The organism is Salmonella sp. 32082101201600294FB01SM01, from assembly GCF_017572865.1.
Taxonomy (GTDB): Bacteria; Pseudomonadota; Gammaproteobacteria; order Enterobacterales; family Enterobacteriaceae; genus Salmonella; species Salmonella enterica.
Genome location: NZ_JAGESB010000003.1, coordinates 544,318 through 570,748 on the forward strand (window position 1 = coordinate 544,318; position 26,431 = coordinate 570,748).

At 51.4% G+C, this 26,431-nt stretch carries 23 protein-coding genes and 4 pseudogenes; 13 read left to right on the top strand and 14 right to left on the bottom strand.

Annotated features, from left to right (window positions below; translation table 11 throughout):
* Positions 1 to 11: 11 nt before the first annotated feature.
* The 3 genes from faeD to J4645_RS15910 are packed head-to-tail and all read right to left on the bottom strand — an operon-like array spanning position 12 to position 3,324.
* Complete coding sequence (gene faeD / locus J4645_RS15900; protein ID WP_023215132.1) at positions 12 to 2,450, bottom strand: F4 (K88) fimbrial usher FaeD; 2,439 nt, start codon at positions 2,448 to 2,450, stop codon at positions 12 to 14.
* A 9-nt stretch (positions 2,451 to 2,459) separates the two neighbouring features.
* A complete protein-coding gene (locus tag J4645_RS15905; RefSeq protein ID WP_000721295.1) occupies positions 2,460 to 2,999 on the bottom strand; it encodes a type 1 fimbrial protein in 540 nt (179 codons plus the stop codon).
* A gap of 34 nt (positions 3,000 to 3,033) precedes the next feature.
* Positions 3,034 to 3,324, bottom strand: coding sequence for a PapB/FocB family fimbrial expression transcriptional regulator (locus tag J4645_RS15910; RefSeq protein ID WP_000773469.1), 291 nt, complete (start codon positions 3,322 to 3,324; stop codon positions 3,034 to 3,036).
* 586 nt (positions 3,325 to 3,910) lie between these two features.
* Here J4645_RS15910 and J4645_RS15915 point away from each other — a divergent pair.
* Positions 3,911 to 4,168, top strand: coding sequence for a hypothetical protein (locus tag J4645_RS15915; RefSeq protein ID WP_001112996.1), 258 nt, complete (start codon positions 3,911 to 3,913; stop codon positions 4,166 to 4,168).
* 244 nt (positions 4,169 to 4,412) lie between these two features.
* Here the strand turns inward: J4645_RS15915 and J4645_RS15920 are convergent.
* The 3 genes and pseudogenes from J4645_RS15920 to J4645_RS15930 all read right to left on the bottom strand — a co-directional run.
* A pseudogene (locus J4645_RS15920) lies at positions 4,413 to 4,646 on the bottom strand (IS481 family transposase); the annotation flags it as partial.
* A gap of 234 nt (positions 4,647 to 4,880) precedes the next feature.
* Entirely contained in the window at positions 4,881 to 5,372 is a 492-nt protein-coding gene (locus J4645_RS15925; protein WP_000625912.1) for a GNAT family N-acetyltransferase, read from the bottom strand.
* Entirely contained in the window at positions 5,369 to 5,662 is a 294-nt protein-coding gene (locus J4645_RS15930) for a DUF1778 domain-containing protein (protein ID WP_001110450.1), read from the bottom strand. The genes J4645_RS15925 and J4645_RS15930 overlap by 4 nt, the downstream gene beginning before the upstream one ends.
* A gap of 317 nt (positions 5,663 to 5,979) precedes the next feature.
* On the opposite strand from J4645_RS15930, the pseudogene J4645_RS22285 reads away from it, so the two are divergent.
* From J4645_RS22285 to rtsB, 3 genes and pseudogenes are all read left to right on the top strand, one after another.
* Positions 5,980 to 6,202, top strand: a pseudogene (locus J4645_RS22285) (hypothetical protein).
* Positions 6,203 to 6,465: 263 nt separating this feature from the next.
* Positions 6,466 to 7,341 carry an AraC family transcriptional regulator gene (locus J4645_RS15935; RefSeq protein ID WP_208208992.1) on the top strand — a complete coding sequence of 292 codons (876 nt, stop codon included), beginning with the start codon at positions 6,466 to 6,468 and terminating at the stop codon, positions 7,339 to 7,341.
* Complete coding sequence (gene rtsB / locus J4645_RS15940) at positions 7,338 to 7,625, top strand: transcriptional regulator RtsB (protein WP_001269916.1); 288 nt, start codon at positions 7,338 to 7,340, stop codon at positions 7,623 to 7,625. Before J4645_RS15935 ends, rtsB begins: the two co-directional genes overlap by 4 nt.
* Here the strand turns inward: rtsB and J4645_RS22290 are convergent.
* On the bottom strand, positions 7,618 to 7,800 hold the full coding sequence (locus J4645_RS22290) for an ATP-binding cassette domain-containing protein (protein WP_001527266.1): 183 nt from the start codon (positions 7,798 to 7,800) through the stop codon (positions 7,618 to 7,620). The genes rtsB and J4645_RS22290 overlap by 8 nt on opposite strands.
* 19 nt (positions 7,801 to 7,819) lie before the next feature.
* Between J4645_RS22290 and J4645_RS22295 the strand changes: the two are divergent.
* A pseudogene (locus J4645_RS22295) lies at positions 7,820 to 7,919 on the top strand (hypothetical protein); the annotation flags it as partial.
* 109 nt (positions 7,920 to 8,028) lie between these two features.
* Positions 8,029 to 8,163 (top strand): annotated as a pseudogene (locus J4645_RS22300) (hypothetical protein); the annotation flags it as partial.
* Between the two features lie 294 nt (positions 8,164 to 8,457).
* On the opposite strand, the gene J4645_RS15950 reads toward J4645_RS22300, so the two are convergent.
* A complete protein-coding gene (locus tag J4645_RS15950; protein ID WP_001268201.1) occupies positions 8,458 to 9,363 on the bottom strand; it encodes a YjiK family protein in 906 nt (301 codons plus the stop codon).
* Between the two features lie 303 nt (positions 9,364 to 9,666).
* Here J4645_RS15950 and J4645_RS15955 point away from each other — a divergent pair, with 303 nt between their 5' ends.
* On the top strand, positions 9,667 to 11,067 hold the full coding sequence (locus tag J4645_RS15955) for a DUF1996 domain-containing protein (protein ID WP_023215131.1): 1,401 nt from the start codon (positions 9,667 to 9,669) through the stop codon (positions 11,065 to 11,067).
* A gap of 83 nt (positions 11,068 to 11,150) precedes the next feature.
* On the opposite strand, the gene J4645_RS15960 is transcribed toward J4645_RS15955, so the two are convergent.
* The 4 genes from J4645_RS15960 to J4645_RS15975 form a co-directional block, all read right to left on the bottom strand.
* Entirely contained in the window at positions 11,151 to 11,744 is a 594-nt protein-coding gene (locus tag J4645_RS15960) for a molecular chaperone (protein ID WP_001542855.1), read from the bottom strand.
* Positions 11,745 to 11,819: 75 nt separating this feature from the next.
* Positions 11,820 to 12,593: a DmsC/YnfH family molybdoenzyme membrane anchor subunit gene (locus J4645_RS15965; protein WP_000544921.1), complete on the bottom strand. Its 774-nt coding sequence runs from the start codon at positions 12,591 to 12,593 to the stop codon at positions 11,820 to 11,822.
* A complete protein-coding gene (locus J4645_RS15970; RefSeq protein ID WP_000816143.1) occupies positions 12,586 to 13,212 on the bottom strand; it encodes a DMSO/selenate family reductase complex B subunit in 627 nt (208 codons plus the stop codon). The genes J4645_RS15965 and J4645_RS15970 overlap by 8 nt, the downstream gene beginning before the upstream one ends.
* A gap of 13 nt (positions 13,213 to 13,225) precedes the next feature.
* A complete protein-coding gene (locus tag J4645_RS15975; RefSeq protein WP_023215130.1) occupies positions 13,226 to 15,655 on the bottom strand; it encodes a DMSO/selenate family reductase complex A subunit in 2,430 nt (809 codons plus the stop codon).
* A gap of 374 nt (positions 15,656 to 16,029) precedes the next feature.
* Here J4645_RS15975 and J4645_RS15980 point away from each other — a divergent pair, with 374 nt between their 5' ends.
* The 5 genes from J4645_RS15980 (at position 16,030) to fumA (ending at position 22,189) form a co-directional block, all read left to right on the top strand.
* Positions 16,030 to 17,661: a sensor histidine kinase gene (locus J4645_RS15980; RefSeq protein ID WP_000682903.1), complete on the top strand. Its 1,632-nt coding sequence runs from the start codon at positions 16,030 to 16,032 to the stop codon at positions 17,659 to 17,661.
* The gene (dcuR, locus tag J4645_RS15985; protein WP_000611307.1) at positions 17,658 to 18,377 is read left to right on the top strand and encodes a two-component system response regulator DcuR; all 720 of its coding nucleotides are present in this window, start codon (positions 17,658 to 17,660) and stop codon (positions 18,375 to 18,377) included. Before J4645_RS15980 ends, dcuR begins: the two co-directional genes overlap by 4 nt.
* Positions 18,378 to 18,693: 316 nt before the next feature.
* Positions 18,694 to 18,960: a hypothetical protein gene (locus J4645_RS15990; RefSeq protein WP_001530565.1), complete on the top strand. Its 267-nt coding sequence runs from the start codon at positions 18,694 to 18,696 to the stop codon at positions 18,958 to 18,960.
* Between the two features lie 146 nt (positions 18,961 to 19,106).
* Positions 19,107 to 20,447, top strand: a complete 1,341-nt coding sequence (dcuB, locus tag J4645_RS15995) for an anaerobic C4-dicarboxylate transporter DcuB (protein ID WP_000899149.1) — start codon at positions 19,107 to 19,109, stop codon at positions 20,445 to 20,447.
* Positions 20,448 to 20,542: 95 nt separating this feature from the next.
* Positions 20,543 to 22,189, top strand: coding sequence for a class I fumarate hydratase FumA (gene fumA, locus J4645_RS16000; RefSeq protein ID WP_000037187.1), 1,647 nt, complete (start codon positions 20,543 to 20,545; stop codon positions 22,187 to 22,189).
* Between the two features lie 88 nt (positions 22,190 to 22,277).
* Here the strand turns inward: fumA and melB are convergent, their stop codons facing one another.
* Positions 22,278 to 23,708: a melibiose:sodium transporter MelB gene (gene melB / locus J4645_RS16005; RefSeq protein WP_023215129.1), complete on the bottom strand. Its 1,431-nt coding sequence runs from the start codon at positions 23,706 to 23,708 to the stop codon at positions 22,278 to 22,280.
* Between the two features lie 83 nt (positions 23,709 to 23,791).
* Entirely contained in the window at positions 23,792 to 25,147 is a 1,356-nt protein-coding gene (melA, locus tag J4645_RS16010) for an alpha-galactosidase (protein WP_001527488.1), read from the bottom strand.
* A gap of 268 nt (positions 25,148 to 25,415) precedes the next feature.
* On the opposite strand from melA, the gene melR reads away from it, so the two are divergent.
* A complete protein-coding gene (gene melR / locus J4645_RS16015) occupies positions 25,416 to 26,348 on the top strand; it encodes a transcriptional regulator MelR (RefSeq protein WP_000106992.1) in 933 nt (310 codons plus the stop codon).
* The last annotated feature ends 83 nt before the right edge of the window (positions 26,349 to 26,431 follow it).

Genomic DNA, 26,431 nt, shown 5'->3' on the forward strand with positions numbered 1-26,431 from the left:
TCCGGTTATGCTTATTCGCACGTAATTTCCTGTAGTTTCGCCGTCTCCTGCAGTTTCGCCGCAGGTATCCGGCACTGTCCCAGCGTGATATCGCCGGGGCGGTCCACCGCGTTAATCATCAGCACGCCGTTGTTCGCCACAAAGCCCAGCGGCGTGTTATTGCTGTCCCGTGCCCATGTGCCGCCCGGCACAAAGGCCCCGTCCGGCATCCTCACCTGCAGCAGGTAACGGTGCACCTTCAGAGCATCAAACGGCATCCACACCACCGCGCTGTCCGTCGGCACCACCTTCCGGCTGGTCGTGGACAGCTCCGTGTCCAGCGGCAGCGTGCCCGCATCTATGGTCACCGTATTCCAGTCATAGCTGTTCAGCGGTACTACCAGGTTCCCGTCACTGTCCGACGTTTCATTGCCGGACATCACCTTCACCCCCGGCGTGTCCTTCACGCTCACCACCGCCACCGTGTCCCCGGTGGTCCGGCTGAACATGATGTCCCGCGCCGCCGGCACCGCCAGTACCGAACCGCTGGCTGACACCGAACCACTGGTGCCCGAACCGGACGAGTGGTTCACCGTGCCGTTCAGGTTCGCCCGGTCGCCGCTGTAGGCGGCGTTCAGGTAACTGCTGATACCGCCGTCACTGTCACGGCCGCCGCCCAGACCGTAGCTGAACCGGTCGTTCAGGGCCCCGGAGATACCGGTACTGACGCCGGTGCCGCCATCTTTACCGGTGCTCACCGTGGTGCTGCTGCTGTACTTCCGCTCAAACAGGGTGAACGGCACCGACACCGACGCGGAGGCCGACCAGGTGTTCTCCCCGTTCATGTTCCGGGACCCGGACCAGCCCAGATTCAGGCTGACGCTTTTTATCTGTGTGCTCAGGGTACCGGTAATTCCTGTCTCCTTACCGTTGTCATCAGCGTACCGGTAACTGCCGGTCGTGGAGGCCGGGTAATAGCTCCGCTGCCATCCCGACGCCGACAGGCTGAACAGCCCTCCCACCGGCTGGCTGATGCCCGCATTCCACTCATCCCGGGTCCGGCGCCCCTGGTTCTGCTGCAGCCATGTTTCAGCCGGGTTAAAGGAGGACATGTCCTCATATTCCTCACTCTGATGTGACCAGCTCACCCGCAGTCCGGTGTTCGTCAGCGCCAGCTGTTTGCTCCAGGCCAGTTTCACCTTATTCCCGCTGCGGCTGCCGTCCCGGTACTTCGCCGTGGCATAAGCGCCGTCAGCGGAGAGCGCCCCCAGATACCCCAGCCCCAGAACCGCACCGGCACTGGCACCCTGCCAGTCCTGGTTGAACACGCCCCCCGTGCGCAGCGTCAGCCCGTCCAGACCATACCCGTATGACGCGGCAAACACCCCGCCCTCCAGGTCGCTGTCATCGTCCGGTATCCCGGCCGCCACGCTGAACTCGTGCTGTCCCGGACTCAGCTGCCCGGCCATTACCGACAGCGGAAAGACCTGCGTCTGCTCCCGCCCGTCATCCCCGGTGACCGTCATCGTCACGTCCCCGCTGCTGTACAGCGGCACATCCGTGACGGAGAACGGCCCGGACGGCATCATCCCCGAGTACAGCATCCTGCCGTTCTGGGTCAGGGTCACCCTTGAGGGACCGTTCGCAATGCCGCTGAACACCGGGGTATACCCCAGGCTGCCCGGCTTCATGCTGTTGTTCCGCGACAGGGACACACCGTACGTGCCGGTACTGCCCAGCAGGCTGTCACCGGTCGAGGTCTTCCCGACCGCCAGGTCCGCACTCAGGGAGCGGATGGCCCGGGTGGCCGTGAACATGTTTATCGTGGCCTCGTTGCTCCCGCCATCCCCGGTACTGGCCGTGGCTGACGAGCTCACCACCCAGCGACCGATGTTGGCCTTCAGGTCTGCTGAGCCGAACGCCGACGTGTTGTACCGCCCGCTGTTGGCGTTCGCGTTGTAGTTCATCCGGAACGCCTCCGTGCCGTAGTCCCACTCCACGTTCTCCGGCATTTTCACCAGTCCTTTCTGCGGAATGGCCAGCGACAGGCTCTGGGTGGCGACATCAAAGTCCACCTTCACCGCCGGCGCTTTCGCCAGCACCCAGCACTGCCGCATGGCGTCATATCCCTTACGGAAGTACTCCGCGCTGACATAAATCCCGGCCTTTGCCAGCCACGCTTCTGACAGACACAGCGCTTCGCTGTCCTGTGGTGTTACGTCCAGGATCCGCTTCCCGATATCCTTCCCGTTCAGGGACAGATCCACCAGGTAACGCCCCGGCGCATAATCTCCGTTCAGCGCCGCCCAGACCTCAGGGTTAATCCCCGCCCCACCCTGAATAAAGGACATGTCCAGTTTTTCTCCGGCACTTGCGGTACCGCTGCCCAGGGCAACCGCTATCGCAAGTGCCAGCACGGCATGGCAAAAAGACATCTGGCAGGCTGGCTGTCTTACGTTATTCCCGTTCATCAGCATTCCTTACTGGTAGGTGACCACAAAGGTCAGGGCGCCGTTGTACTCACCCGCCTTCACGTCCGCCGGAAACACCGGCTGCGCACGAAACCGGAACTGCCCCTTCGCGGCAAAATCCACCGGGTACTTCACCTCATGATTTGCCTGCGTGATGCGCCCCCGGAAGTCCGCCTGCGTATCCGCGGCCCGCACATCGATACGGATACCGTCGCCAGCGCCACGGGTGACCACACCCTGTCCGTCCAGCTGGCCCGGGTTGCCGAAATTCAGGGTGGCGATCTGCCCGGCCAGAAAGGCCGAACAGCCCTGAACGGTGGCGCCGGTCTCATACAGACGCACGGTGAAATCACGCGGCGGCACGGGTGCAGCGGACGACTTACGGTATGTCCCGAAGGTCAAACGGCTGCTGCCGGTACCGTCAGCATCCACCACCACATGACAGGCAGAGGCCACCACATCAGCACTGAACAGGGTTTTCTGAACGGAAGCGTGAGAAAGCCCGCCCCCTGCCAGCAGCAGAAGGAAAAGTATCTTTATTTTTTTCATCGCAAATCCGGAGCAGACGGTTCAGTCTGCTTTATCATTCATGATGGCTGTAATAACCCGCCAGTTTATGCACATTCCTGCTGATAAAATTCAGCCGGTTAACACTGGTGCTGAGATATCCGCCACTCATACCGTGGCGTTCGCACACAACCTTTCTGGAATACCCGGAAACGAAATAATCTTTCAGGGCCAGAATAATCTTTTCACTGTGTATCGGGGATATATCAACAAGTAGCCAGAACTGCTCTTCGGACACGGCCCCCGGTTCGAGTTCCCCGGCCCTCACTATCCTGACGCCGGAAAATGATTTTTTATTCAGTTTCAACGGAACTTCCTTCCTTAACTTTTCCTTAACCTTCCCGGCAAGGAAAACATGTAAAGGGAAGATAACTAATCTTTTCGCTTATTATATTTAAGACGTTAATTCTGAAAAGCATATCTTTAACGATCTTTTCATCCATAACAAAACACATACCCAAAATATAACACTAGAAAATATAATGAAAACAGAATTAGATTCTAAAAAATAACATCAAATCAATACAAAAGATCGCCAAACCATCCATTAACCATGCATTACACTCCCAAAAAAAAGAAAAGATAAATTAATCAAAATCAAAAACAGAAAATAATAACGAAAAAGACAGAACTTCATGTAATAAAACTGAATATCACGATATAAAATACATTTAAATCAAATGGATACACAGCAACCTCGCAGCACTTAAAAAAGACGTTGATTTATAGTTAAGCCGGAATCGACCGCAAACAAAGAGGTTTCCCAGCCCCGAACAAGTACCGCAGGATATTATTCACCACGCAAGTATCTTCCTGTTTTTCAACAAAACGCAAAACAGTAACCGAGAATTAAAGGGCCCGATGAACAGGGTATATAAAATACAGAACCATTAATGCCGGATAAAAACAACGTTCAGAAAACAGGCTGGGAGAGTATTAAATTATGTTCAGATATTAAAAAAAGGGAAATAAATAAAAAAAACGGACATGGTTGCCGTAATAAAATAACCTCCGTTCCATTCTTAAACATGGAGCAGGTGGAAGAAGGGAAGGTGTTTACACACAGAGAAAACGTTCAGTCAGCAGATAAACAACCCGCAATGCCTGACTGCTGGAGCTTAAAGAGTCTCTCCGGGTTAATACATAATTAAACAACAGACAGTGTAATTTTCGACAGGAAAGGAATGATCAGGGGAGATATAACACGGCTCCGATAACGGTCAGGTGCAGGACACAAAGTTGCGCAAACCAGCGGCCACCGGGCAGCAGACCTGACAGCATCATCACGCCCCCGGACGGGACATTGAGCAGCAGGACAGACATCGTCAGTCTGGCGGCAGCCATCATCTTCTGACATCCGATCGTCAAAAAGAACAGAACACACAGTCTGGTCGAGAATGTCTGCTGGTAAATACGCCCAACGCCTTTCAGGTTGCCAACATAGAATATGTCCTGTGCCCCCAGATAACCGGGATGCGCCGTTTCGATTTCTCCACACGCCTCGTCGTCACTGGCTCTACGTTCCAGCGCTTTCAGGCGCTTTTTGAAGTTCTCAAGGTTATGGCGAAACCAAACAGAACGGACACCGCTTCCGGAGATAAAGACTCTCTGTTTACGTAACTCATTACTTATTGGTTCTGTGCTGACCTCGCTGCTGCATAATAACAAGCGATAACTCTTATAAGTAACGTAGGACCAGGGTGTGTTTCGTAACTATTTTTTTGTACAACTTGACGCTGCATATCGACGAAAACCCACTTAATTTGATGGAAAATGTTCAAAACTGAATTCATTTTTTATTTCAGGGGCAATGTTCATCCGTAACTTGAAGTGTCTGTGAGGTTAATGGATACGTTCTGGAGTTTAAACACTCTCCACCAAATCCCCCAACGTCACCATCAACATCATCGGATCCATCGGCGACGGTACAAACCCCACCCGCTGGTAAAATTCCCGTGCTTCATCCGACAGGGCGTGAACCAGCATCCCGCGAATGCCGATAGTCTCCGCCACTTGAATAACCCGCAGCCCTGCGTCGCGTACCAGCGCCCGACCAACGCCCTGCCCATGAAGCGATTTATCCACCGCCAGACGCCCCAATACCACAATCGGAATCGGGTCAGGCATATTGCGACGAAAGCGACCGGGGGCGGTATTCGTCGTGACCGCGCTGGACGCCAGCGAGTAATAGGCCAGTACGCTCGAATCGCTGCCACAACACACAAAGGTACGGGACGCACCAGTGGTCTGATTTTTCATCGCCCGCTGTTTCAGCCAGTTATCCATAGAATCCACACCGCAGCAAAACGGAGTAAGAATATGTCCGGCATGAAGCGGCTCAGGGGAGGAAATCATTTTTCCTGCTCCCACGGCGCAGGGGTCTGCATGGTTTTACGCAGTGCGGCATTAGGTGAAGGTGTTTGATCCAAACGAGCCAGAAATTCCTGATAGGCCTCTGGATCGGCCATAATGATGCGTTGTTCGATCAGCGCTTCCTCGGCGGCAGCACGGGCAGCTTCCAGCACAAAGTCAGTGCGGTTTTTCCCTCTGGCTTTCGCCGCTCTATCAATAAGATCGCGCTCGGCGGGTTTGATACGCAGGTTCAGGGTTTCGCGTTTCATCGCCATACTGTTTGCGGCTGGCATAGTGTTGTCCTCTTGTACTTCTGTGGATATTAAGTATACAACACGCGTAACGCAGATGTCATTACGATAAATTTAGAAGGAATAGAACCGGAGTATCGAACCGAAAGGTTTTCTACTCATTTAGAGATTCAGTACCAGGCTGTGCGCTGGCATTCGCTGTGAGTGATTCCTCCTCGGGGCCGACGCAGCAAAAGATTCAATACTGCCGCGCCAAAACACGCAACATTATACAATCCAGAAAGCATAAACCTAACGGATACGCACAGTAAGAACCTCAATAACGTGTTACACCGTTTTTCATAAAGCCAACCATACGATTGAATGCGTCCCCTCCCCCTCAAACTTCCGGATATCGCTACGCCATCTACCCGCCGCAGTATATATTTACCGCGTTGTATGCCTTTCCTAACCGAGAACGTTAATATTTACCTCCAGGATAAACCTTATCACAAATTAAAATCAGATCTTATACCTCATGCTAACTACCTCCATGAAATTAAAGAGCTATTCTCTAAAAGATTAAAGGAAATTATTACTTAATTCAAATTTTAAAGAGATAATTTGATAATAACATGAGCCAATTCTTGTAAATTTCCATCTTTTTTTTATACGCGACATAGTTTTTTAACGATACTATAATATGTAGAAATGCAATATAAAATAGCATTTTCCATAGAAAATGAAAAGATCGCCACCTGATACCTTAAGTTCGCAAATAATTATATAGCTATATATTAGTTTTTTTGAAATATTTTTCAGAATAATTTTTGATTTACACGCACATTTAATAAAAGGAAATTATCATGCTAAAAGTATTTAATCCCTCACCTGTCCAGGTGGGGAGCATTGAATGTTTACAATCAGCGCAAAACTGGCAGAGGAAATCCTTATCACTTCAGGGATTAAATTTACTGCAGTCCGTGCTCATCAAGCTCACCACGGGTAAAATTTCAATTACGACATCGTCCGGGGAGTATATTACGGCATCAGGGCCAATGTTAATATTTTTAGCTAAAGATCAAACCATTCATATCACAATGGAAGAGACTCATGAACAGTTAAATTATAATTTAATTGAATTAGATTCATCGTCAATAAAAAATGCTTATAATTTTTTTCTGTATGAACATGCAGACTTTTCGGCCCCATTAACAAAACCGACGACAAAACATCTGTTAGCGCCAATAGAAACAGGCGTAGCAAGAGTATTCAACCTCTTACACTCTTCAAATAAAAGCCAAAAACTATCCCAAGATAAAAAGGAATATTTAATAAGATTTCTACTTTCAGAGTTCATCTATGAACCCGAAGCATTTGCTCTCTTCAGAGAACTATCGCAAAATACATTAGCCGAAAACATTTATAATATTATTATAAGCGACATAAGTCGAAAATGGGCGCTCAAGGATATTTCTGACTCACTCTATATGAGTTGTTCCACATTAAAGAGGAAATTGAAACAAGAGAACACCTCATTCAGCGAAGTTTACCTTAATGCGCGAATGAATAAAGCGACAAAACTTCTACGCAATAGTGAATATAATATTACCCGAGTGGCTTATATGTGTGGTTATGATAGTGCTTCTTATTTTACATGCGTTTTTAAAAAACACTTCAAAACTACACCATCGGAATTTTTAGCGTTTTTATCTTCCTCTCGTCATCAATATGTTAATTGAGATATCTGACAATGCAGTATAAGAACAAAGCAAAACATATTAATATAAGAGATGGAATTCTGTTGCTCGCTAAAAAATTCGACCTAACATTGAGCGAGAAAAAAGTCATTTATTACGTGGCAGCAGGATTATCTGTTAAAAGTTGCTCAAATTTATTAGATCGAAATATAAAAACGATTTCAACACAAAAGAGATCAGCCTATAAAAAAATGGATATTACTACTGATGTTGAATTAATCCATTTGATGCTGAATGAGTTTTACATATCAGTCGATATTACGTAATTTTTTCTAAAATGTTGCCAAAGTGGTAGGCAAGGCAATTCTGGATATCATCTTCAGAGATCGGTGTGATATCTACGTTGTTTAATTTAACTGTTCCCGTATAGCAATGACTGGAATTTGATAGTGCTTTGATTAAAGAAGATTTACCTGAACCTGATGTACCGATAATACCCATAAAATCTCCGGGAACAGCAGTGAATGAAAGCTGTTCAATCAGTGTTCGTTCCGCAAACGCTATGGGGTAATTCTTCGCTGTCTATCGGCTGGCTGACGATCGACTCTACTCCGCCAGTGTTGATAACGATACCGGTAACTGGTATGTTTCTGTTCCGCAATCCGCTATTCTGTCGGGGGGGAGAATCAGTACATCATTACGGCCACCGATCCCGCCGGGAATAGCGCCACCGCCAATGGAACATTTACAGGCACATCGCCGACGTAAAACCCGGTTAACAAGAGTTCCGGCGTAGATGAAATGATTTCGCTTAGCGAGGCGACATGGCATTCGGTAAGTGTTGATGAAGAATATTATGCCTGATAACTAAACATCACCATGCGAGGTCTCTTCGGAGGCCTCCTGAAAAAAACAGAATAATATTTATTGTCTGTTAATTATTACAGAGAGAGTTAATTTATAAAAAAAAGCGGCAGACTACGCTGCCGCAAATATGAGGAGGACAATTACCGTTACGCTACACCACAAAGTAATCCGTTACTGAGGTAAGTAAAACATAAATATCCCCAACAATGAATCAACGAATCAAGCAATCGTCAAATCATGGTATTAATAACCTTGTTCTGTTTTAGCATACTGTGACAGTAAAAATACATTTTAGTCATTCTGTATATCACACGAAAATTTATAAAACAGATTTGGTTCACTCACAATATACAAATTATTTTCATTATCCATGGCAATCCCTTCTGGTTGGGGGATATCATCTCTGAGCCCTGACCACTCCGCCGTCAGGAACAATCGATCGCGCACCCGCCACTCGGAACTGACCTCCAGAATCATTTTTGACTCGTCCGACAACACCAGCAGCGAATCCGTTGGGGCATGGTATTCAAGTCCGGAGACATCGCTCACACTTGCAGTGATGGCAGAAGGCAACGCTCTGGTGATACCATTTTTGCTCATTTCTACTTCTTTGATCACTATGGGTTTTCTTTCTTTTGCGGCATATAATCTCTCATTTTTCGCATCCCATGCCGTACCTTCCAGCCCTTTATTTTTTGCTTTGTCATAGCCCTCAAGCTTCACCATGGAGATTATCTGCATGGTGCCGCGCTGAATATCCACCTGTGTTTTATAGACCGCGCCATCTTTCTCACTGCCTATCTGGAACTGGTTGCCCCCACTCCATGCAATAGACTCCGGGTCGTGGATGCCCTGGAGCGGCATCCGCCCTACCAACTGCCCTTCTGTCGTTAACCAGACCAGTTCAGGGGGATTATTAATAACGGCGAAAAGCATCCTGTCTTCGGCGGAGTAGGTCAAACCTGAAAGGTTACTCTTAACTCCTGCGACTGGTTTTTGCTGAATAACCGCTTTATAGCTACTCAGTGCCAGCGCCGAGGGTTTATCACCATATTTGAGGATCAGTTGATAAACATAGCGTATATCGTCCCTGACCATAAATAAAATCACGCCCAAGAGTACAACCACAATAACGCGTTTTAGTAATCTCATAAAAAATCCATAGCAGATCGCGTCACGACTGATGTCGTAACGCATTTCTTAAAAATAAAGCCGATGTCCGATAGAATCGTTATTCGGTTATGGCGAGCGCCATTAGCATAGGCAAAATGAAATAGTGAGGGTTATCACAAAAAGCCCGATTTTAATCACTAACGTACCCTTTTTGTAAATTGACATAATCAAGAGGAGGGTAGTTTCGGCTAATTATTTAAATAGTACGTCTGCAAATTCGCCCCTGTATGCAGGGCAAATGACAAAAAGTGATAATTAATGAGATGTAACACCGCAATCTGATCTGCTATTGCTGCTTCCACTTCTATTCAACCGGGCAGCAAAAAAATGAAACTCAACCTTATTACCGTCAGCCTGGCTACGCTCGTTGCCGCTGGCGCATTCCCGGCCCATGCCGGTCCTCAGGCACATGTCGTGTGCGGCTATCACCACACGCTGGGCGATGACGCGATTATGATGTTTGGTAAAGCGAATCAGGCGATGTGGCATGACTTTTTTGGCAACACCCACACCGACGCGGTCTCTACCTACCAGACGTTGCGCGCGCAACCCGATACCACCTGTGATAATAAAGCCGACAGCTCCGCTTACTGGGCGCCGTCCATGAAATTACCTGATGGTGAAATCGTAAATCCGGCCTACCAAAAGACCTATTATCAATCCACAAATATAGCGCAATATCCGCTCCATCCATTCCCGGCCGGGCTGGAGTTACTGGCAGGCGATCATCACGGTACTGGCCCCAGTTCCGCAATCACCTTTTTATGTGCCAACGGCAAAGGTTACACCAACAAGGTAGGCGAAATATGCGGCCTGCGTAAAGCGGACGATGCCGTCCAGTTTAATATAGGGATCGCTTTCCCCAACTGTTGGGATGGCGTCAACCTGAAACCAACCCATAGCCACAATAACGCTATCTATGCCGACCACGGGAAATGTTCCGCAGACTATCCGGTCAAAATCCCAACGGTTAATATGAACATCGCCTGGGTACTCCCGCAGATCTCCTCGCTGGATACGTCCAAAGTGGAATTGTCGATGGACCCGGTAATGCATGGCGAAACCCGGGCAGATCGCTGGGGAAGTCTTTATACCGCCCATGCCGATTTTATGAATGGCTGGACGGAAGATGGCGCGCAGTTTATGACGGATCTGTGTATGAATCAGGGACTGGATTGCGGCACTACGGTTCCTTACGCCTACAGTAAAGCGGAAGAAAATACCTGGGTAAGCAGCGAAGATGACAAGCCTCATGCCAGCATCGATACCTTGTACGTACAGGATGACTGGACAAATGGCGGACGCACGCAGCACCCGGAAACGCTCACGCTGGTGAAATTTAAGATCCCGCCCCTGCCTGCCAATATGGACGCTTCGCTATTCAAATACCGTATTCGCCTTTTTGGCGGCAAAACGGAAACGAACGGCGCCGATCAAATTTTCTTTTACCCGACCAGCAGTGACTGGCACGTCAGTACCGTGTCCTGGAACAATAAACCGGCGATCAACTACCGTTCCGATGCCGTGTTATATCTAAACCATTCACATGAGTATCGCATGGTTGATGTCGATAAAGCGGTGCGCAAAGCGCTGGCGGAAGGGAAAACGGAAATATCCTGGTATATCGGCGGCGACCGTCAGGGAAATCACTACGATTTCACGCCAGCGGACTCAAAACAGAGCCTGGTGCTGATGCTGACCGGTTTCAAAAAGACGCCGGAGCTGTAATAGTAAACTGTGCCCGCTGACGCAACAGCGGGCACGATGGCGGCACAAGCATTATGGCACGCCATCAAAACCTGACCAATACCTCAGAAAAACAACCGTTTATTCTCAGGCTGTAGTCCCTGTTGCTGCTGAACATCCTGCAGATAACAGGTCGCTACGATGGCAAGCCGGGCATAGAAGGCGCTAACGGTATTGCGTTGCAGCAATTCCAGATAGCGGAATCCCCAGGGCAGCAGATGCGCCTCCAGTAACCGGTTGGCCGCCACGTTGTCGCCTCGAGCCAGCAGATCGCTACAGGCTAATAGCATCAGGCCAAACTGATCTTCCGGCTCGCGTTCACGGTCAGTGAATACCATGCCCTGCGCCTGTAAAAAAGCTCGATAATCGGCGGTGGTTTCCCCCATCAGCAAATTATCTTTTTCCAGATAGACCGATCCCCAGGGCGGGACGGGCATCTTTCCCTGGCCTTCAAACAACACGGAAAATTGCCATGTAAGCGCATCATCATCCGGTAGCGACCATGACGCACATAGTGATTCAATATGTCCGCGATCGCGCCAGGGGTAAAGCTCAGGCAACGTTGGCAAACAGTCGAACAACGCTTTCACCTCCGGCCTCTCAGGGGAGAAGTAAAACAGTGCGCCGAGGATACGCGGCAAAACAGCACGGGAAGGCATAGCAATAGCTCCTGAAATATTTCGCCTGATAACGCTACGCTTATCAGGCTTACATGGCATAAACCGGGCAAAAAACTACATTGGCAGCGTCCACAGATTGTAAAACGCAATCCTACCCGCCAACTCCGCCGCGATAACCACCACTGCCGTCATGGCCAGCACCGCAGCGCTCGATTTCAGGCGCGCGCAGACCACCACCCCGACCACACCCGCCGCCAGCAATATCGCCTGGGCGGTAAACCAGCTATGCTGCGCGGCGGTCAGAGCGCTATCGGCGCTCATCAGCGTCGCCATATAGCCCGGGCGCAGACAAAAGCTCACCAAAATCGCCAACACGCTGACCAGTAGCCCCAGACGGCGCACGCCAAACAATGCCGCCAACGCGCCGCCGCCAATCAACGGCGTCAATATCATCATTGCCGTGGTGTAAGATGAACGCCAGGTCGCCACCGTCGGCAGTTGGTAAATCTGCGGAACGGCGTATAAGAAGACCACCCCGACTATCGCTGCCAACCATACCAACGCGTTACACAGCGGCGTCGCCCGGTTCAGCAACAAACCGAGCGCCCCCAGACCGCCGAGCGCCGCAAAAGCCGCCGACAAGACAATCTCGTTACTCATCGGCGAATGTCCGACGCGCAGCAGCATATTCAGCGCGCGCAGCGGTTGCCCGACGTGGAAGATGCCGACAATGACGCCAAGCCCAAACAGGCACATCACCGAGAACAGACCGATAGCCTTACGCCGCGGCGCGACCAGCCCCATTGCGCCGCCAATCAGCAGCAGAATAAACGCGCCGACCGCGCTCTGGGTAAAGACCGTAAAAAAGACCAGCGGTAACTCATGCATGGCGCACCTCCCGAATGTTCATGATTGCGCCTTCCGTATCGCCTGTGGGTCTCGCTTTCGGATGCGGTTTAATAATGAGGTTAGGATGGGTGAACGACGCCGAAGGCAGCGGCGCAATTTGATTCTCCGTGCCATATTTTGCCCGTAATTCATCGACAGGGCCAAAATCCAGCGCTCGCTGCGGGCAAGAATCCACACAAATAGGGCGCAGATTGTTCTCCAGTCGGTCAAGACAACCGTCGCATTTACGCATCACGTTCGCCTGCGTATCAAACTGCGGCGCGCCGTAGGGGCAGCGCATTTCACAATAGCGGCAGCCGACGCATACGCTGTCATCCACCACGACCAGACCATCCTCTTTGCGTTTATGCATCGCCCCGGTCGGACAGCCGGAGACACATACCGGCTCATCGCAATGGTTACAAGCAATAGAGAGGTAGTAGGTAAAGGTGTCGTGATGCCAGCTTTCCCCCTCTTTCACCCAGCTTCCGCCGCCATATTCATAGACGCGGCGCAGTTTCGGACCGACATCCAGATCTTTATTATCCTTGCAGCTTACCTGGCAGGTTTTACAGCCTGAACAGCGCGAGGAGTCAACATAAAAGCCATACTGTTTCATCGTACATCACTCCTTAAGCGCGTTTAATTTCAACCAGATTGGTATGCTGCGGATTGCCTTTCGCCAGCGGCGAAGGGTGGTGGCTGGTCAGCGTATTGATACAGCCGCCGACATCAACGCCGTTGCCGTCAAGCCGCGTCCACGCGCCCTGCGGCATCGCCGCCACGCCGGGTAAAATGCGCTGGGTCACTTTACAGGGAAGCTCCACCACGCCGCGGTCATTGAATACATGCACCCGATCGCCGGACTTCAATTGGCGGGCGCTGGCGTCAATCGGGTTAATCCAGACTTCATCCGGCACCGCCTCATGCAGCATCAGCACATTGCTGTAGGTCGAGTGGGTATGCCCTTTGGTATGGAAGCCGCTTAACTGCAACGGATACTTCGCCGTCAGCGCTTTGTTAAGGTGCGACTCTTTCGCCGGACAAAATTCCGGCAATGCGGGAATTCGCTCGCCTTCTGGCAAAGTCCACGTTTGCGCCAGATCCGCCAGCGCCTGGGAGTAAATTTCAATTTTGCCCGACGGCGTGGAGAGTGGATTAGCCTCGGCGTCGGCGCGGAAATCGGCAAACGCAAGGCTCTGCTGCTCGGTCGCGATACGCTGGTCAATCACGCCCATCTCTTTCGCCACGCTCCACTCCGGCAGGTATGGACGTTTCTCACGGATCTGCTGATAGTGCATCTCCGCCCACTGCGCCTGAGTTCGGCCCTCGGTATATTGCTCGCGCAGTCCAAGATGCCCGGCGATATCCGCGCAGATGTCATACGTGCTGCGCACTTCCCACATCGGTTTAACGGTTTTCTGAATCGCAATCATATAGTTATGCGATCCCGCCGCATAGGAGCTGTCCACCAGGTCTTCCGCCTCAAGATAGCTGGTCTCCGGCAACAGCAGATCCGCATACATCGCGCTGGGCGTCATATGGTTTTCAATCACGATAATGGTTTCACACAGCGATTCATCCGCGAGAATTTGACGGGTGCGGTTCGTTTCGCCGTGCTGATTCAGCAAGGTATTACCGGCCTGGTTGAAAAACAGCTTAATCCCGGTTTTTAGCCTGTCCGCGCCTTTCACGCCCATTGTCGTCGCGGTCATTTTCTCCGGATGCTGAATGGCGTCCGTCCATAGATAGCAAGGAATAGAGGTTTTGATCGGATTCTTACCGACAGGCAACAATGGCACGCCATACGGCGTACCGTAAGGCCAGTTGCCATTGTTGGTGCCGGGCCGCCCGAAGTGGCCGGTTAACGCTGGCAGCGTCTGAATAGCACGCACGGTTTGTTCGCCGTTGGCATGACGCTGCGGCCCCCAGCCCTGGCAAATATAGCAGGCGCGCGCCGAGGCGATTTCGCGCGCCAGTTGGCGAATACGCGTTGCCGGAATACCGGTGATATCCGCCGCCCATTCCGGGGTTTTCGCGATACCGTCATCGCCCGTGCCAAGAACATAATCTTTATAGCTGGCGTTAGGCGCAGCCGTGTCCGGCAAAGTGCTACGGTCATAGCCGACGCAATAGCGGTTTACCAGCGCCTCGTCGAGAAGCTGTTCGGTAATCAGCGTATGCGCGATGCCGGCGACTAACGCAGCGTCCGTGGTTGGGCGAATCGGTAGCCATTCGGCGTGTTCGGTAATCACCGAATCGGTATAGCGCGGATCGATAATAATGACTCGGGCTTTCGAGGTCTCCAGCGCCCGGCGCAGCTCTTCAACCTGACCGCCGCCGGACATCCGCGTTTCTGAGAGATTCAGACCAAATAGCACCACCAGATCGGAATGCGCGATCTGCGTAAAATGGCTACCGACATAATCGCCGTGGGTATAGGGCGTGGCGGTGGCGATTTGCGCCGTGGAATAGGTGTTGTGATAATTTAAATAACCGCCGGTGAGATTTAATAATCTTATCCAGGCGGGCCTGCCCTGCGTATGATAATATGCCCCGGATTGATAATTATAATAAATAGCTTCCCGGCCATATTGTTCGCTAACGCGCGTTAATTCCGCTGCAATAAAGGCCGTGGCCTCATCCCATGAAATACGTTTAAATTTTCCTTCACCGCGTTTTCCCACTCTTTTCATCGGATACTTAATGCGATCCGGGCTATAGACGCGCCAGCGACTGGAACGCCCACGCAGGCAGGGACGAATCTGATGCTCGCCGAATACCGCGTCATCTTTCGCGTCTTCCGGCTCAATGCGCACGATGCGATCATTTTTCACGATAACCTTAAGCGGGCATCGGCTGCCACAGTTGACCAGACAGGCGCTGTGCCTGACGGTTTCGTCGTTGGCATTCTTCGGTATCGGGGTATCCTGCGCCTGGGCAGTGGTAGCAAAAGGCAGCGTAATCGCCTGACTTAGCGTCACCGCCGCCCCTACTTTTGCAGTAGCGACAATAGCATCACGTCGGGTTATGGTTGTGTTCAGCCATTTTTTTATTTCCATTTTTTATTTCTCACATTGCTTCCATAATTATTAATAATATGTAATGAAAACTAATCATAATAGATTAAACATTAGCGCTGATTGATTGTGATCAAACGCATTCTGAACGTCAGTAAAAATAAAACGTGACACCGCATACGTTATTATAAAAATTAATGAAAAATTATTTTATGCAATTCTGATGAAAATAAATTACCCATCACGGTATCCGGCGATATTAATTAACGACATGACGTTTGCCAGTCGACATGAGCAGGTAGCGCCCCCTACAAGGTAAGACGGGCTTTTCAACACTGGAGCAACATCGCCTATGCCTTTGAATTAGACGCCTCATCAGGGATAATAACCTTACGATTCGTCCGCTCAGGTCCACTATGAAACACTCCCTGCCATGCCGGGCGTTACGCAAACGCCCCATGAAACTCGGCACTACCGTCATTCTGATGGTCAGCGCCGTTTTGTTTTCGGTGCTCGTTGTGGTCCATCTGATCTATTTTTCGCAAATCAGCAGCATGACGCGCGACGCGCTGGCAGATAAAGCGCTGGCGGTGGCGCGCTCGCTGGCGGACTCTCCGGCAATTCGCGAGGGGCTGAAAAAACCGCCTGCGGAAAGCGGCATTCAGACGCTCGCCGAAGCGGTGAGCCAGCATAATGGCTTTTTGTTTATTGTGGTGACCAACATGCAGGGCATCCGTTATTCACACCCAGAAACGCAGCGAATCGGCCAACCGTTCAAAGGCGATGACATTCTGCTCGCGCTGCAGGGAAAGGAAAACGTTGCCATTAATCGCGGCTTTCTTGCCAAAGCGCTGCGCGTTTTCACACCGGTTTATGATGAACGCCACCGGCAGATCGGTGTGGTAGCGATCGGCCTGGAACTCAGTCACGTTACGCAGCAGATCAACAATAGCCGCGGCAGTATTATCTGGTCCATTCTGTTCGGCGCTCTGGTGGGGTTATTAGGCACGTATGCGCTGGTCAAGGTGCTAAAACGTATCCTGTTTGGCCTCGAACCCTATGAGATCTCAACCCTGTTTGAACAACGCCAGGCGATGCTGCAGTCAATCAAAGAGGGCGTTATCGCCGTGGATGATAGCGGCGAAGTCACGTTGATTAACCATGCGGCGCAGGCGCTGCTCGATTATCGAAAAACGCAGGATGACGCCAGATTATCCACCCTGAGTCATGCCTGGTCGCAGGTGGTGGACATTAGCGAAGTGTTGCGTGACGGTACGCCGCGCCGCGATGAAGAGATTATCGTCAAAGGCCGCCTGCTGCTGGTGAATACCGTTCCGGTGCGCAGCAACGGCGAAATTATCGGCGCGATATCCACCTTCAGGGATAAAACAGAAGTTCGCCAACTGATGCAGCGGTTGGACGGGATGGTGAACTACGCGGATGCGCTCCGTGAACGATCCCACGAATTCATGAACAAATTACATGTGATTCTGGGATTATTGCACCTGAAGAGTTATAAGCAGCTTGAAGCGTATATTATCAAGACGGCCAATAACTATCAGGAAGAGATCGGTTTGCTGCTGGGTAAAATAAAGTCGCCGATTATCGCTGGCTTTTTGCTCAGTAAAATTACTCGCGCCTCTGATTTCGGGCACAGCCTGGTGATAAGCAGCGACAGCCAGTTACCGGATAATAACAATGAAGATCAGGTTACGGTGCTGATTACGGCGCTGGGTAATTTGATTGAAAACGCGCTGGAAGCATTGAGCCAGGAATCCGGCGGCGAAATCAGCGTCTCGTTACACTACCGCCATGGCTGGCTGCATTGCGAAGTGAGCGATGACGGTCCGGGTATCGAACCTGAGCGCATCGAGGCGATTTTTGAAAAAGGCGTCTCGTCGAAAGGCGCCGAACGCGGCGTCGGTTTAGCGCTGGTTAAACAGCAGGTTGAAGCGCTTGGCGGCGTAATTTCCGTGGAGTCCGAGCCTGGGATCTTCACACAATTTTTTGTACAGTTACCCTGGGATGGAAAAAGGACCAGCCTATGATCAATGTATTAATTGTCGATGACGATGCGATGGTCGCGGAGTTAAATCGCCGCTATGTCGCGCAAATCTCCGGTTTTCATTGTTGTGGAACCGCTTCGACGCTGGAAAAAGCGAAAGAGTTTATCTTCAACAGTGAAAATCACATTGACCTAATCCTGCTGGATATCTACATGCAGCAGGAAAACGGTTTGGATCTGCTGCCTGTCCTGCACAGCGCAGGCTGCAAAAGCGACGTTATTGTCATTTCTTCTGCCGCTGACGCCGCCACCATTAAAGATTCGCTTCACTACGGCGTGGTGGATTATCTGATCAAGCCTTTTCAGGCCACGCGCTTTGAAGAAGCGCTGACCGGCTGGCTACGTAAGAAAACGGCGATGGAAAAACGCCAGTATTACGAACAGTCTGAGCTTGACCTGCTCATTCACGGTAATTCATCCAGCGAGCAGGAGCCTCGCCGGCTGCCAAAAGGGCTGACGCAGCAAACGCTACGCACCTTATGCCAGTGGATTGATGCGCATCAGGAGCAGGAATTTTCTACCGACGAGTTGGCCAACGAAGTGAATATCTCGCGCGTCTCCTGCCGTAAATATCTTATCTGGCTGGTGAATTGCCATATCTTGTTTACCAGTATTCATTACGGCGTGACCGGCAGGCCGGTTTACCGCTACCGCGTTCAGCCGGAACATTACTCTTTACTGAAACAATATTGTCAGTAAGGATACCGCATAAATCCGACGCGAAGCGTTATATCCTGGTAACATTTATTATAACAATGCCAATAAAAACGCTATCACATTAATAACAAACCTGGGAAATTGTGTCAGATCAAATATACTCAACCCAGGCCTGTTAACGTTATTTTCTATAATTACAGCGCTATGCGCTGTTTTTAATTTCAAAACGCTAACAAAAGTTAATTAAGTATTATCCCATGCCGAGAGTGTGTATTTTTATTAAAAAAGGGATTTGTCCGGAATTTTCCTGACACTTAAATAAAATTATGTTTGTAGCAATGGAGCTTGTGCTACGCCTATGGACAATACGTATATTGGTGAGCAGATACGCGTCTCCACACGCCATACTAATAATTTAAAAAAATGGCGTGACAATGATCACATAAGTCACATTCTGTTCGCTTTATCTCGTGATTTACCTGATGGCGAGACACAAAAATTAAAGAATAAACGCCTGTTTTTAAAACAGACAAATCATAATTTACTGCTCTCGCTGACTCCACCTGCCCATCGCCAGAGGGTACTCCCCTCTGAACATCACCATCGCAAGAAAATAATTACTTAAAGCAACTCTGTAAAAAGCTTAATCGTTAATCGTCGCCACTGGCGCATTGAATATTCGCCATTTCCTGATGCTCATTCACACAAATCAGAAGATGGCTGTGATCCATTTATCAAAATTGACTGGGTTTATCGCGAGGATAAATAAAAATGTTATTTAGTATACAGCTTCTCATAATATTAATATGTCTGTTTTATGGCGCCCGAAAGGGCGGCATCGCGCTCGGGTTGTTGGGCGGTATCGGTTTGGTCATTCTGGTGTTTGTTTTCCATCTCCAGCCAGGTAAACCGCCCGTTGACGTAATGCTGGTCATTATCGCGGTAGTCGCCGCGTCGGCAACGTTGCAGGCGTCAGGCGGGCTGGATGTGATGCTGCAGATTGCCGAAAAGCTGCTGCGTCGCAACCCCAAATACGTCTCTATTGTGGCGCCGTTCGTCACCTGTACCCTGACGATTCTGTGTGGGACAGGCCACGTGGTCTACACCATTTTGCCGATTATCTATGATGTGGCGATCAAGAATAATATCCGTCCGGAACGTCCAATGGCGGCCAGTTCTATCGGCGCGCAAATGGGCATCATCGCCAGTCCGGTTTCCGTCGCCGTTGTTTCTCTGGTAGCGATGCTGGGCAACGTGACATTTGACGGAAAACATCTGGAGTTCCTCGATCTGCTGTCGATCACCATCCCGTCTACCCTGCTCGGTATCCTGGCAATCGGTATTTTTAGTTGGTTCCGCGGTAAAGATTTGGATAAAGACGAAGCGTTTCAGAAATTTATCTCCGTACCGGAAAACCGTCAGTACGTGTACGGCGATACCGCGACGCTGCTGGATAAAAAACTGCCGAAAAGCAACTGGCTGGCGATGTGGATCTTCCTGGCGGCGATTGCCGTGGTCGCTCTCCTGGGCGCGGACTCCGACTTACGCCCAACCTTCGGCGGCAAACCGTTGTCGATGGTGCTGGTCATTCAGATGTTCATGCTGCTGACCGGGGCGCTCATTATCATCCTGACCAAAACCAATCCTGCGTCTATCTCAAAAAACGAAGTTTTTCGTTCCGGTATGATTGCGATTGTCGCGGTATACGGGATCGCCTGGATGGCGGAAACCATGTTCGGCGCGCATATGTCGGAAATTCAGGGCGTGCTGGGCGAAATGGTCAAAGAGTATCCGTGGGCCTACGCCATCGTTCTGCTGCTGGTCTCCAAGTTTGTTAACTCCCAGGCAGCGGCGCTGGCGGCGATTGTTCCCGTCGCGCTGGCTATCGGTGTCGATCCGGCGTATATCGTGGCCTCTGCGCCGGCATGTTATGGCTACTATATTCTGCCGACCTACCCAAGCGATCTGGCGGCGATTCAGTTTGACCGTTCCGGCACAACACGTATTGGCCGCTTCGTCATTAACCACAGCTTCATTCTGCCGGGTTTGATTGGCGTGAGCGTCTCCTGCGTCTTTGGCTGGATCTTTGCCGCAATGTACGGATTCCTGTAATGGCCGCGCGCGCCGCCCGGCTATGCGCGGCGCGCGACTTAGAGCCTGGCCCATGAGGCTCTTAATACATTTTCTTACTATTAGGCTGGAAGCACATGTCGAAAAAAGAGTTTATCTATCAGGCGCCTTTCCCGATGGGAGAGGACAAAACAGAGTATTATCTGCTCACCTCCGATTATGTCAGCGTCAGTGAATTCAATGGAGAATCTATCCTAAACGTTGAGCCGCAGGCGTTAACGTTGCTGGCTCAGCAGGCCTTCCATGATGCGTCTTTTATGCTCCGTCCTGAACACCAGCAGCAAGTCGCCGCCATTCTCCATGACCCCGAAGCCAGCGAAAACGACAAATATGTGGCATTGCAATTCCTGAGAAACTCCGAGATCGCCGCCAAAGGCATTCTGCCGACCTGCCAGGATACCGGCACGGCGATTATCATGGGTAAAAAAGGCCAACGCGTCTGGACGGGCGGCGGCGATGAAGCCGCGCTCTCCAAAGGCGTGTTTAATACCTATATCGAAGATAACCTGCGCTACTCGCAGAACGCACCGCTGGATATGTACAAAGAGGTCAATACCGGCAGCAACCTGCCAGCGCAAATCGATCTCTATGCCGTCGATGGCGACGAGTACAAGTTCCTTTGCGTGGCGAAAGGCGGCGGTTCAGCAAACAAAACGTATCTCTATCAGGAGACCAAAGCGCTGCTCACCCCAGGCAAGCTGAAAAACTTCCTCGTTGAGAAAATGCGCACGCTGGGCACCGCAGCCTGTCCGCCATACCATATCGCCTTTGTCATTGGCGGCACCTCGGCGGAAAGCACGCTGAAAACCGTTAAACTCGCCAGCACCCACTATTACGACGCGCTGCCGACGGAAGGTAACGAGCACGGCCAGGCATTCCGCGATCTCCACCTGGAACAGGAACTGCTGGAAGAAGCGCATAAACTTGGCCTCGGCGCCCAGTTCGGCGGGAAATATTTCGCCCACGATATTCGCGTAATTCGCCTGCCTCGTCACGGCGCTTCCTGTCCGGTGGGGATGGGCGTCTCCTGCTCGGCAGACCGTAACATCAAAGCGAAAATCAACCGCGAAGGCATCTGGATCGAAAAACTGGAACACAATCCGGGCCAGTATATTCCGCCAGCGCTGCGTCAGGCGGGCGAAGGCGACGCGGTGAAAGTCGATCTCAACCGTCCGATGAAAGAGATCCTCGCCCAGCTATCGCAGTACCCGGTCTCGACTCGCCTGTCGCTGACGGGCACCATTATCGTAGGTCGCGATATCGCCCACGCGAAGCTAAAAGAGCGTATTGAATCCGGCGAAGACCTGCCGCAGTATATTAAAGACCACCCCATCTATTACGCAGGCCCGGCAAAAACCCCGGCAGGTTATCCATCTGGCTCATTAGGCCCCACCACCGCAGGCCGAATGGACTCTTATGTCGATCTGCTGCAATCCCACGGCGGCAGTATGATCATGCTGGCGAAAGGCAACCGTAGTCAGCAGGTCACGGATGCCTGTAAAAAACACGGCGGCTTTTATTTGGGCAGTATCGGCGGCCCGGCGGCGGTACTGGCACAGCAGAGCATTAAGCATCTGGAGTGCGTCGAGTATCCGGAACTCGGCATGGAAGCTATCTGGAAAATTGAAGTAGAAGATTTCCCGGCCTTTATCCTGGTGGATGACAAAGGCAACGATTTCTTCCAGCAGATTGTCAGCAAACAGTGCGCTAACTGCGCGAAATAACCTGGTAGGCCCGGCGTTCACCCGGGCCGCGTTATCGGTTAATTGCCGGATGGCGCTACGCTTATCCGGCCTGCACGAGAGACCATGCTCACGCTTTTACATCGCTGGTCGCTACCACAGAAATCGCCGGGCTATCCGGCTGTTCGACGAATGGCGGCGTTTTCCGGTATTTATCCAGCAGGTGGATCTGAATCTTGCGCAGCATATCGCCGTTCAAACGGTAGTAGCGGAAGTAGAGAACCAACGTCATCATGAAAAACAGTACCGGCAGGACAATCATAATAAACTGCATCCCCTGCAGGGTTTGCGCAGACTGCGCCACGTTCGGCGTGTAGCCAATCAGCCCCAGCACCAGAGCGATAAAGAACGCCGCAAACGCCGAGCCGCCCTTCACGACCATCGTCTGTACGGAATAAGCGATACTCTCGCAGCGAATATTGAGCTTAAATTCCCCATAATCGACCGTATCCGCCACCATGATCACCTGAAGCACCCAAAAGAGCGCGGTCCCGATATTCAGGAAAATACCCGCCGCCACGATTAAAGCGGCATTATAGACATCCGCCAACGCCATCGCGAAGAGCCCTGCGCAGCTCAGAACGGGCATCACGGAGGCGCCCGCCCACAATATCCGCCGCGATAACATTTTCACCAGCCGGGGGAAGACAATCAGCGTCAGCAGATTCGCCGCGCCGGCGTAAGAAAGGTAATAGGGAAAAAGATCGGCATCGCCAATCACATAGGTGAAGTAGTAGATCGCAAAGCCATTGATAATATTGGAGGCAATGTTATACGCCAGCGCCATTCCCAACAGGCAAGAGAGCTGATCGTTTTTGTATATCAATCCAACGATCGTTTTTAACGTCAGATGTGGGCGGCCCGCCGTTACACCGTTGTCGGAGGAGTACACCTCATGTACGTTGCGTAATGTCACGATAGTCGAGGCGATAAAGAACGCAATCAGTACCAGCGTAAACATCTGAAAGCCGAACCCACGATCCGCTCCGCCAACGTAGTTCACAAACGGCAGCGTTATACCGGCAGTGACGAAGCCAGCCAGACTGGCGAAGAAACGCGGGAACGGCACCAGTTGTTCGCGTTCTCGCTTATCAAGCGTAATGGTCGGCACCAGCGACCAAAATGGGATATCCATAATGGTATACGTCATGCCCCACAGGATGTAGGTTACGCAGACAAATACAACCTGCGCGGTTCCCTCAAAAAGATGGGCGCTGAACAGCAGGAAAAGCACCAGCGAATTGGTTAAGGTGCCGATCAATATCCACGGCTTAAATTTCCCCCACCGCGAACGCGTGGCGTTGACAATCCATCCCATGATGGGATCGTTTATCGCATCCCAGATTCGCGCGACCAGAAAAAGGGTGCCGACGAGGCCGACCGAGAGTCCCACCACATCGGTGTAGTAATACATCAGGTACATATACACAATGCCGATGGCGAAATCCTTACCAAACGCACCGAACCCGTAACTCAGCTTTGTTGTCAGAGAGATGCTCATTGGGTACCGGGTCGCTGTTACCAGCGCCCGCCTTCTGTTAGTAGAGGTTAAACGCCGGATCTGCCGTCCAGCGCGGCTGGAGATTAACGGCGTAACCAGGCCGGAAGCCAGTCGCCATGCGCGGCGATCAGATCGTCAACCAACGCATAGATTTCTTCGATACCCAGCACCGCTGCGGTATGAGGGTCCATCATCGCCGCGTGATACACGCGATCGCGGTTTTCCGTGAGGATGGCTTCGGTCAACAGCGTTTGCACGTTGATGTTGGTCTGCATCATCGCCGCCAGATGAGAAGGGATCGTCCCCACCTTCGTCGGTTGAATGCCGTTGGCATCCACCAGACAAGCCACTTCCACGCAGCTTCCCTGCGGCAGGTTATCAATCAGCCCCTCATTACGCACATTGCCGTAAATCACGCTCGGCTCGCCGGTCCACAGAGCGTTCATAATGGTGCTGGCGTACTCGCGGGACGGTTTGATGTCGATACGCTCGGCGGTTTTATACTCCTCCAGCTCTTTATGCCAGTTCGCCAGTTGTTCTACGCAGCGTTTCGGATATTCATCCAGCGGCACCTTGTAGCGCGCAATCAGATCCTCGCGTCCCGGTTTAATAAACCACGGCGTGTACTCGGCAAAATGCTCTGATGACTCGGTGACGAAGTAGCCCAACTTTTTGAACATCTCGTAGCGCACAATGTTCTGGCAGCGTTCATTGCCGTGAATATTGGGCTTCGGCGCCTGTCCGGCGTCATAGGCCGCCAGCAATTCAGGATAGAGATCGACATAAGTCCCGTCAGCCGTTTTGCGCTCCAGTTCGAGGTAAAACGCCATGTGGTTAATGCCGGCGCAGCGGTAGCGCAGCGAGGCGGGATCGATATTCAGGTCGCGCGCCAGTTCTTCCGCCGTTCCCTGTACCGAATGGCACAGGCCGACCTGTTTGATATGCGGATAGCGGGCATACATAGCCCAGGTGTTCATCGCCATCGGGTTGACATAATTGAGCATGGTGGCCTTCGGACAGACTTCCGTCATGTCTTCGCAAATCCGCCACAGATGCGGGATGGTCCGCAGCGCGCGCATAATGCCGCCCGGCCCCAGCGTATCGGCGATCGTCTGTTCCAGGCCATGACGCTTACAAACCTCAAAATCGGTCACGGTGCAGGGTTCGTAGCCGCCAATCTGAAAGGCGACCACCACGAAATCCGCATCCTGTAGCGCCGCTTTCTGGTTGGTATGGCAGGTAATCCGGCCAGAAGCGCCCGCTGAGTCCATCAGTTTCCGTACCACAATGTGCGACTCTTCCAGCCGGGTTTCGTCAATATCCATCAGGGCGACATGCGCTGATTTTAGCGCCTCGCGGTGAAACACATCGCCGAGGATATTTTTGACGAAAATCGTAGAACCTGCGCCGATAAAGGTAATTTTGGGTGCCGTCATCATGACTCTCCAGAACAGTAGTGAACACCTTCATGGTGGCACGCGTTCCCGGTGAAAACCTCCGTCTTCCCCGATGAGCATTCCCGAAAACTCAGATCGTATGCTGACGCGCGGGAGATCTGAGTTTTTGGGACAAAATGGCGTAAAAAGCAGAGTATTCGGCCTGAAAGTCAGGCTACGCTCTACAATATCGACGGATTCTGTGTCCGGATTCCCGGTTTCCTCCCGGCTAAAGGGGCATAATTCTGATAATTCAGGAAATGGAGTGACGATGAGTACGCAAGCAATATCCCTCCTCCCGCCCGACCCGCACATGTGCAACGGCGATGAAAAGCAAACCCGTAGCCCGCTGTCGCTCTATTCCGAATATCAACGACTGGACGTTGAGCTGAGGCCACCGCACAGAATGGCCAGCAGTCACTGGCATGGGCAAGTAGAAGTGAATGTTCCGTTTGACGGCGATGTGGAGTATTTAATCAACAATGAAGTCGTGCAGATAAAGCAGGGACATATCACCCTGTTTTGGGCCTGTACGCCACACCAGCTTACCCGCCCCGGCAACTGCCGCCAGATGGCGATTTTCAGTTTGCCGATGCACCTGTTTCTCTCCTGGCCGCTGGATCGCGATCTTATCAACCACGTCACGCACGGGATGGTGGTTAAATCACTGGCGACCCAGCAGCTTAGCACCTTTGAAGTGTTGCGCTGGCAGCAGGAAACAAGCAGCCCGAATGAGCAAATTCGCCAGTTGGCGATCGATGAAATCGGCCTGATGCTTAAACGCTTTAGCCTTTCCGGCTGGCAGCCTATTTTGCTCAATAAAACATCACGCACCCACAAGAATAGCGTCTCACGCCATGCGCAGTTTTACGTAAGCCAGATGCTGGGATTTATTGCCGATAACTACGATCAGGCGCTCACCATTAACGACGTCGCGGAGCATGTCAAACTCAATGCTAATTACGCGATGGGAATATTCCAGCGGGTTATGCAATTGACGATGAAGCAGTACATCACGGCGATGCGCATCAATCACGTACGTGCCTTATTGAGCGATACTGACAAAACGATCCTCGATGTCGCTCTGACTGCCGGGTTCCGATCCAGCAGCCGTTTTTACAGTACTTTTAGCAAATTTGTCGGCATGTCTCCGCAACAATATCGCAAGCTAAGCCAGCAACGACGCCAGACGATGCCCGGCTAAAGCCGGATACCACTATCAGCCAAAAAAATAATTCACCTGTCGATAAACGGCAGGTGAAATCGCTCGATATCCATAATTAACCC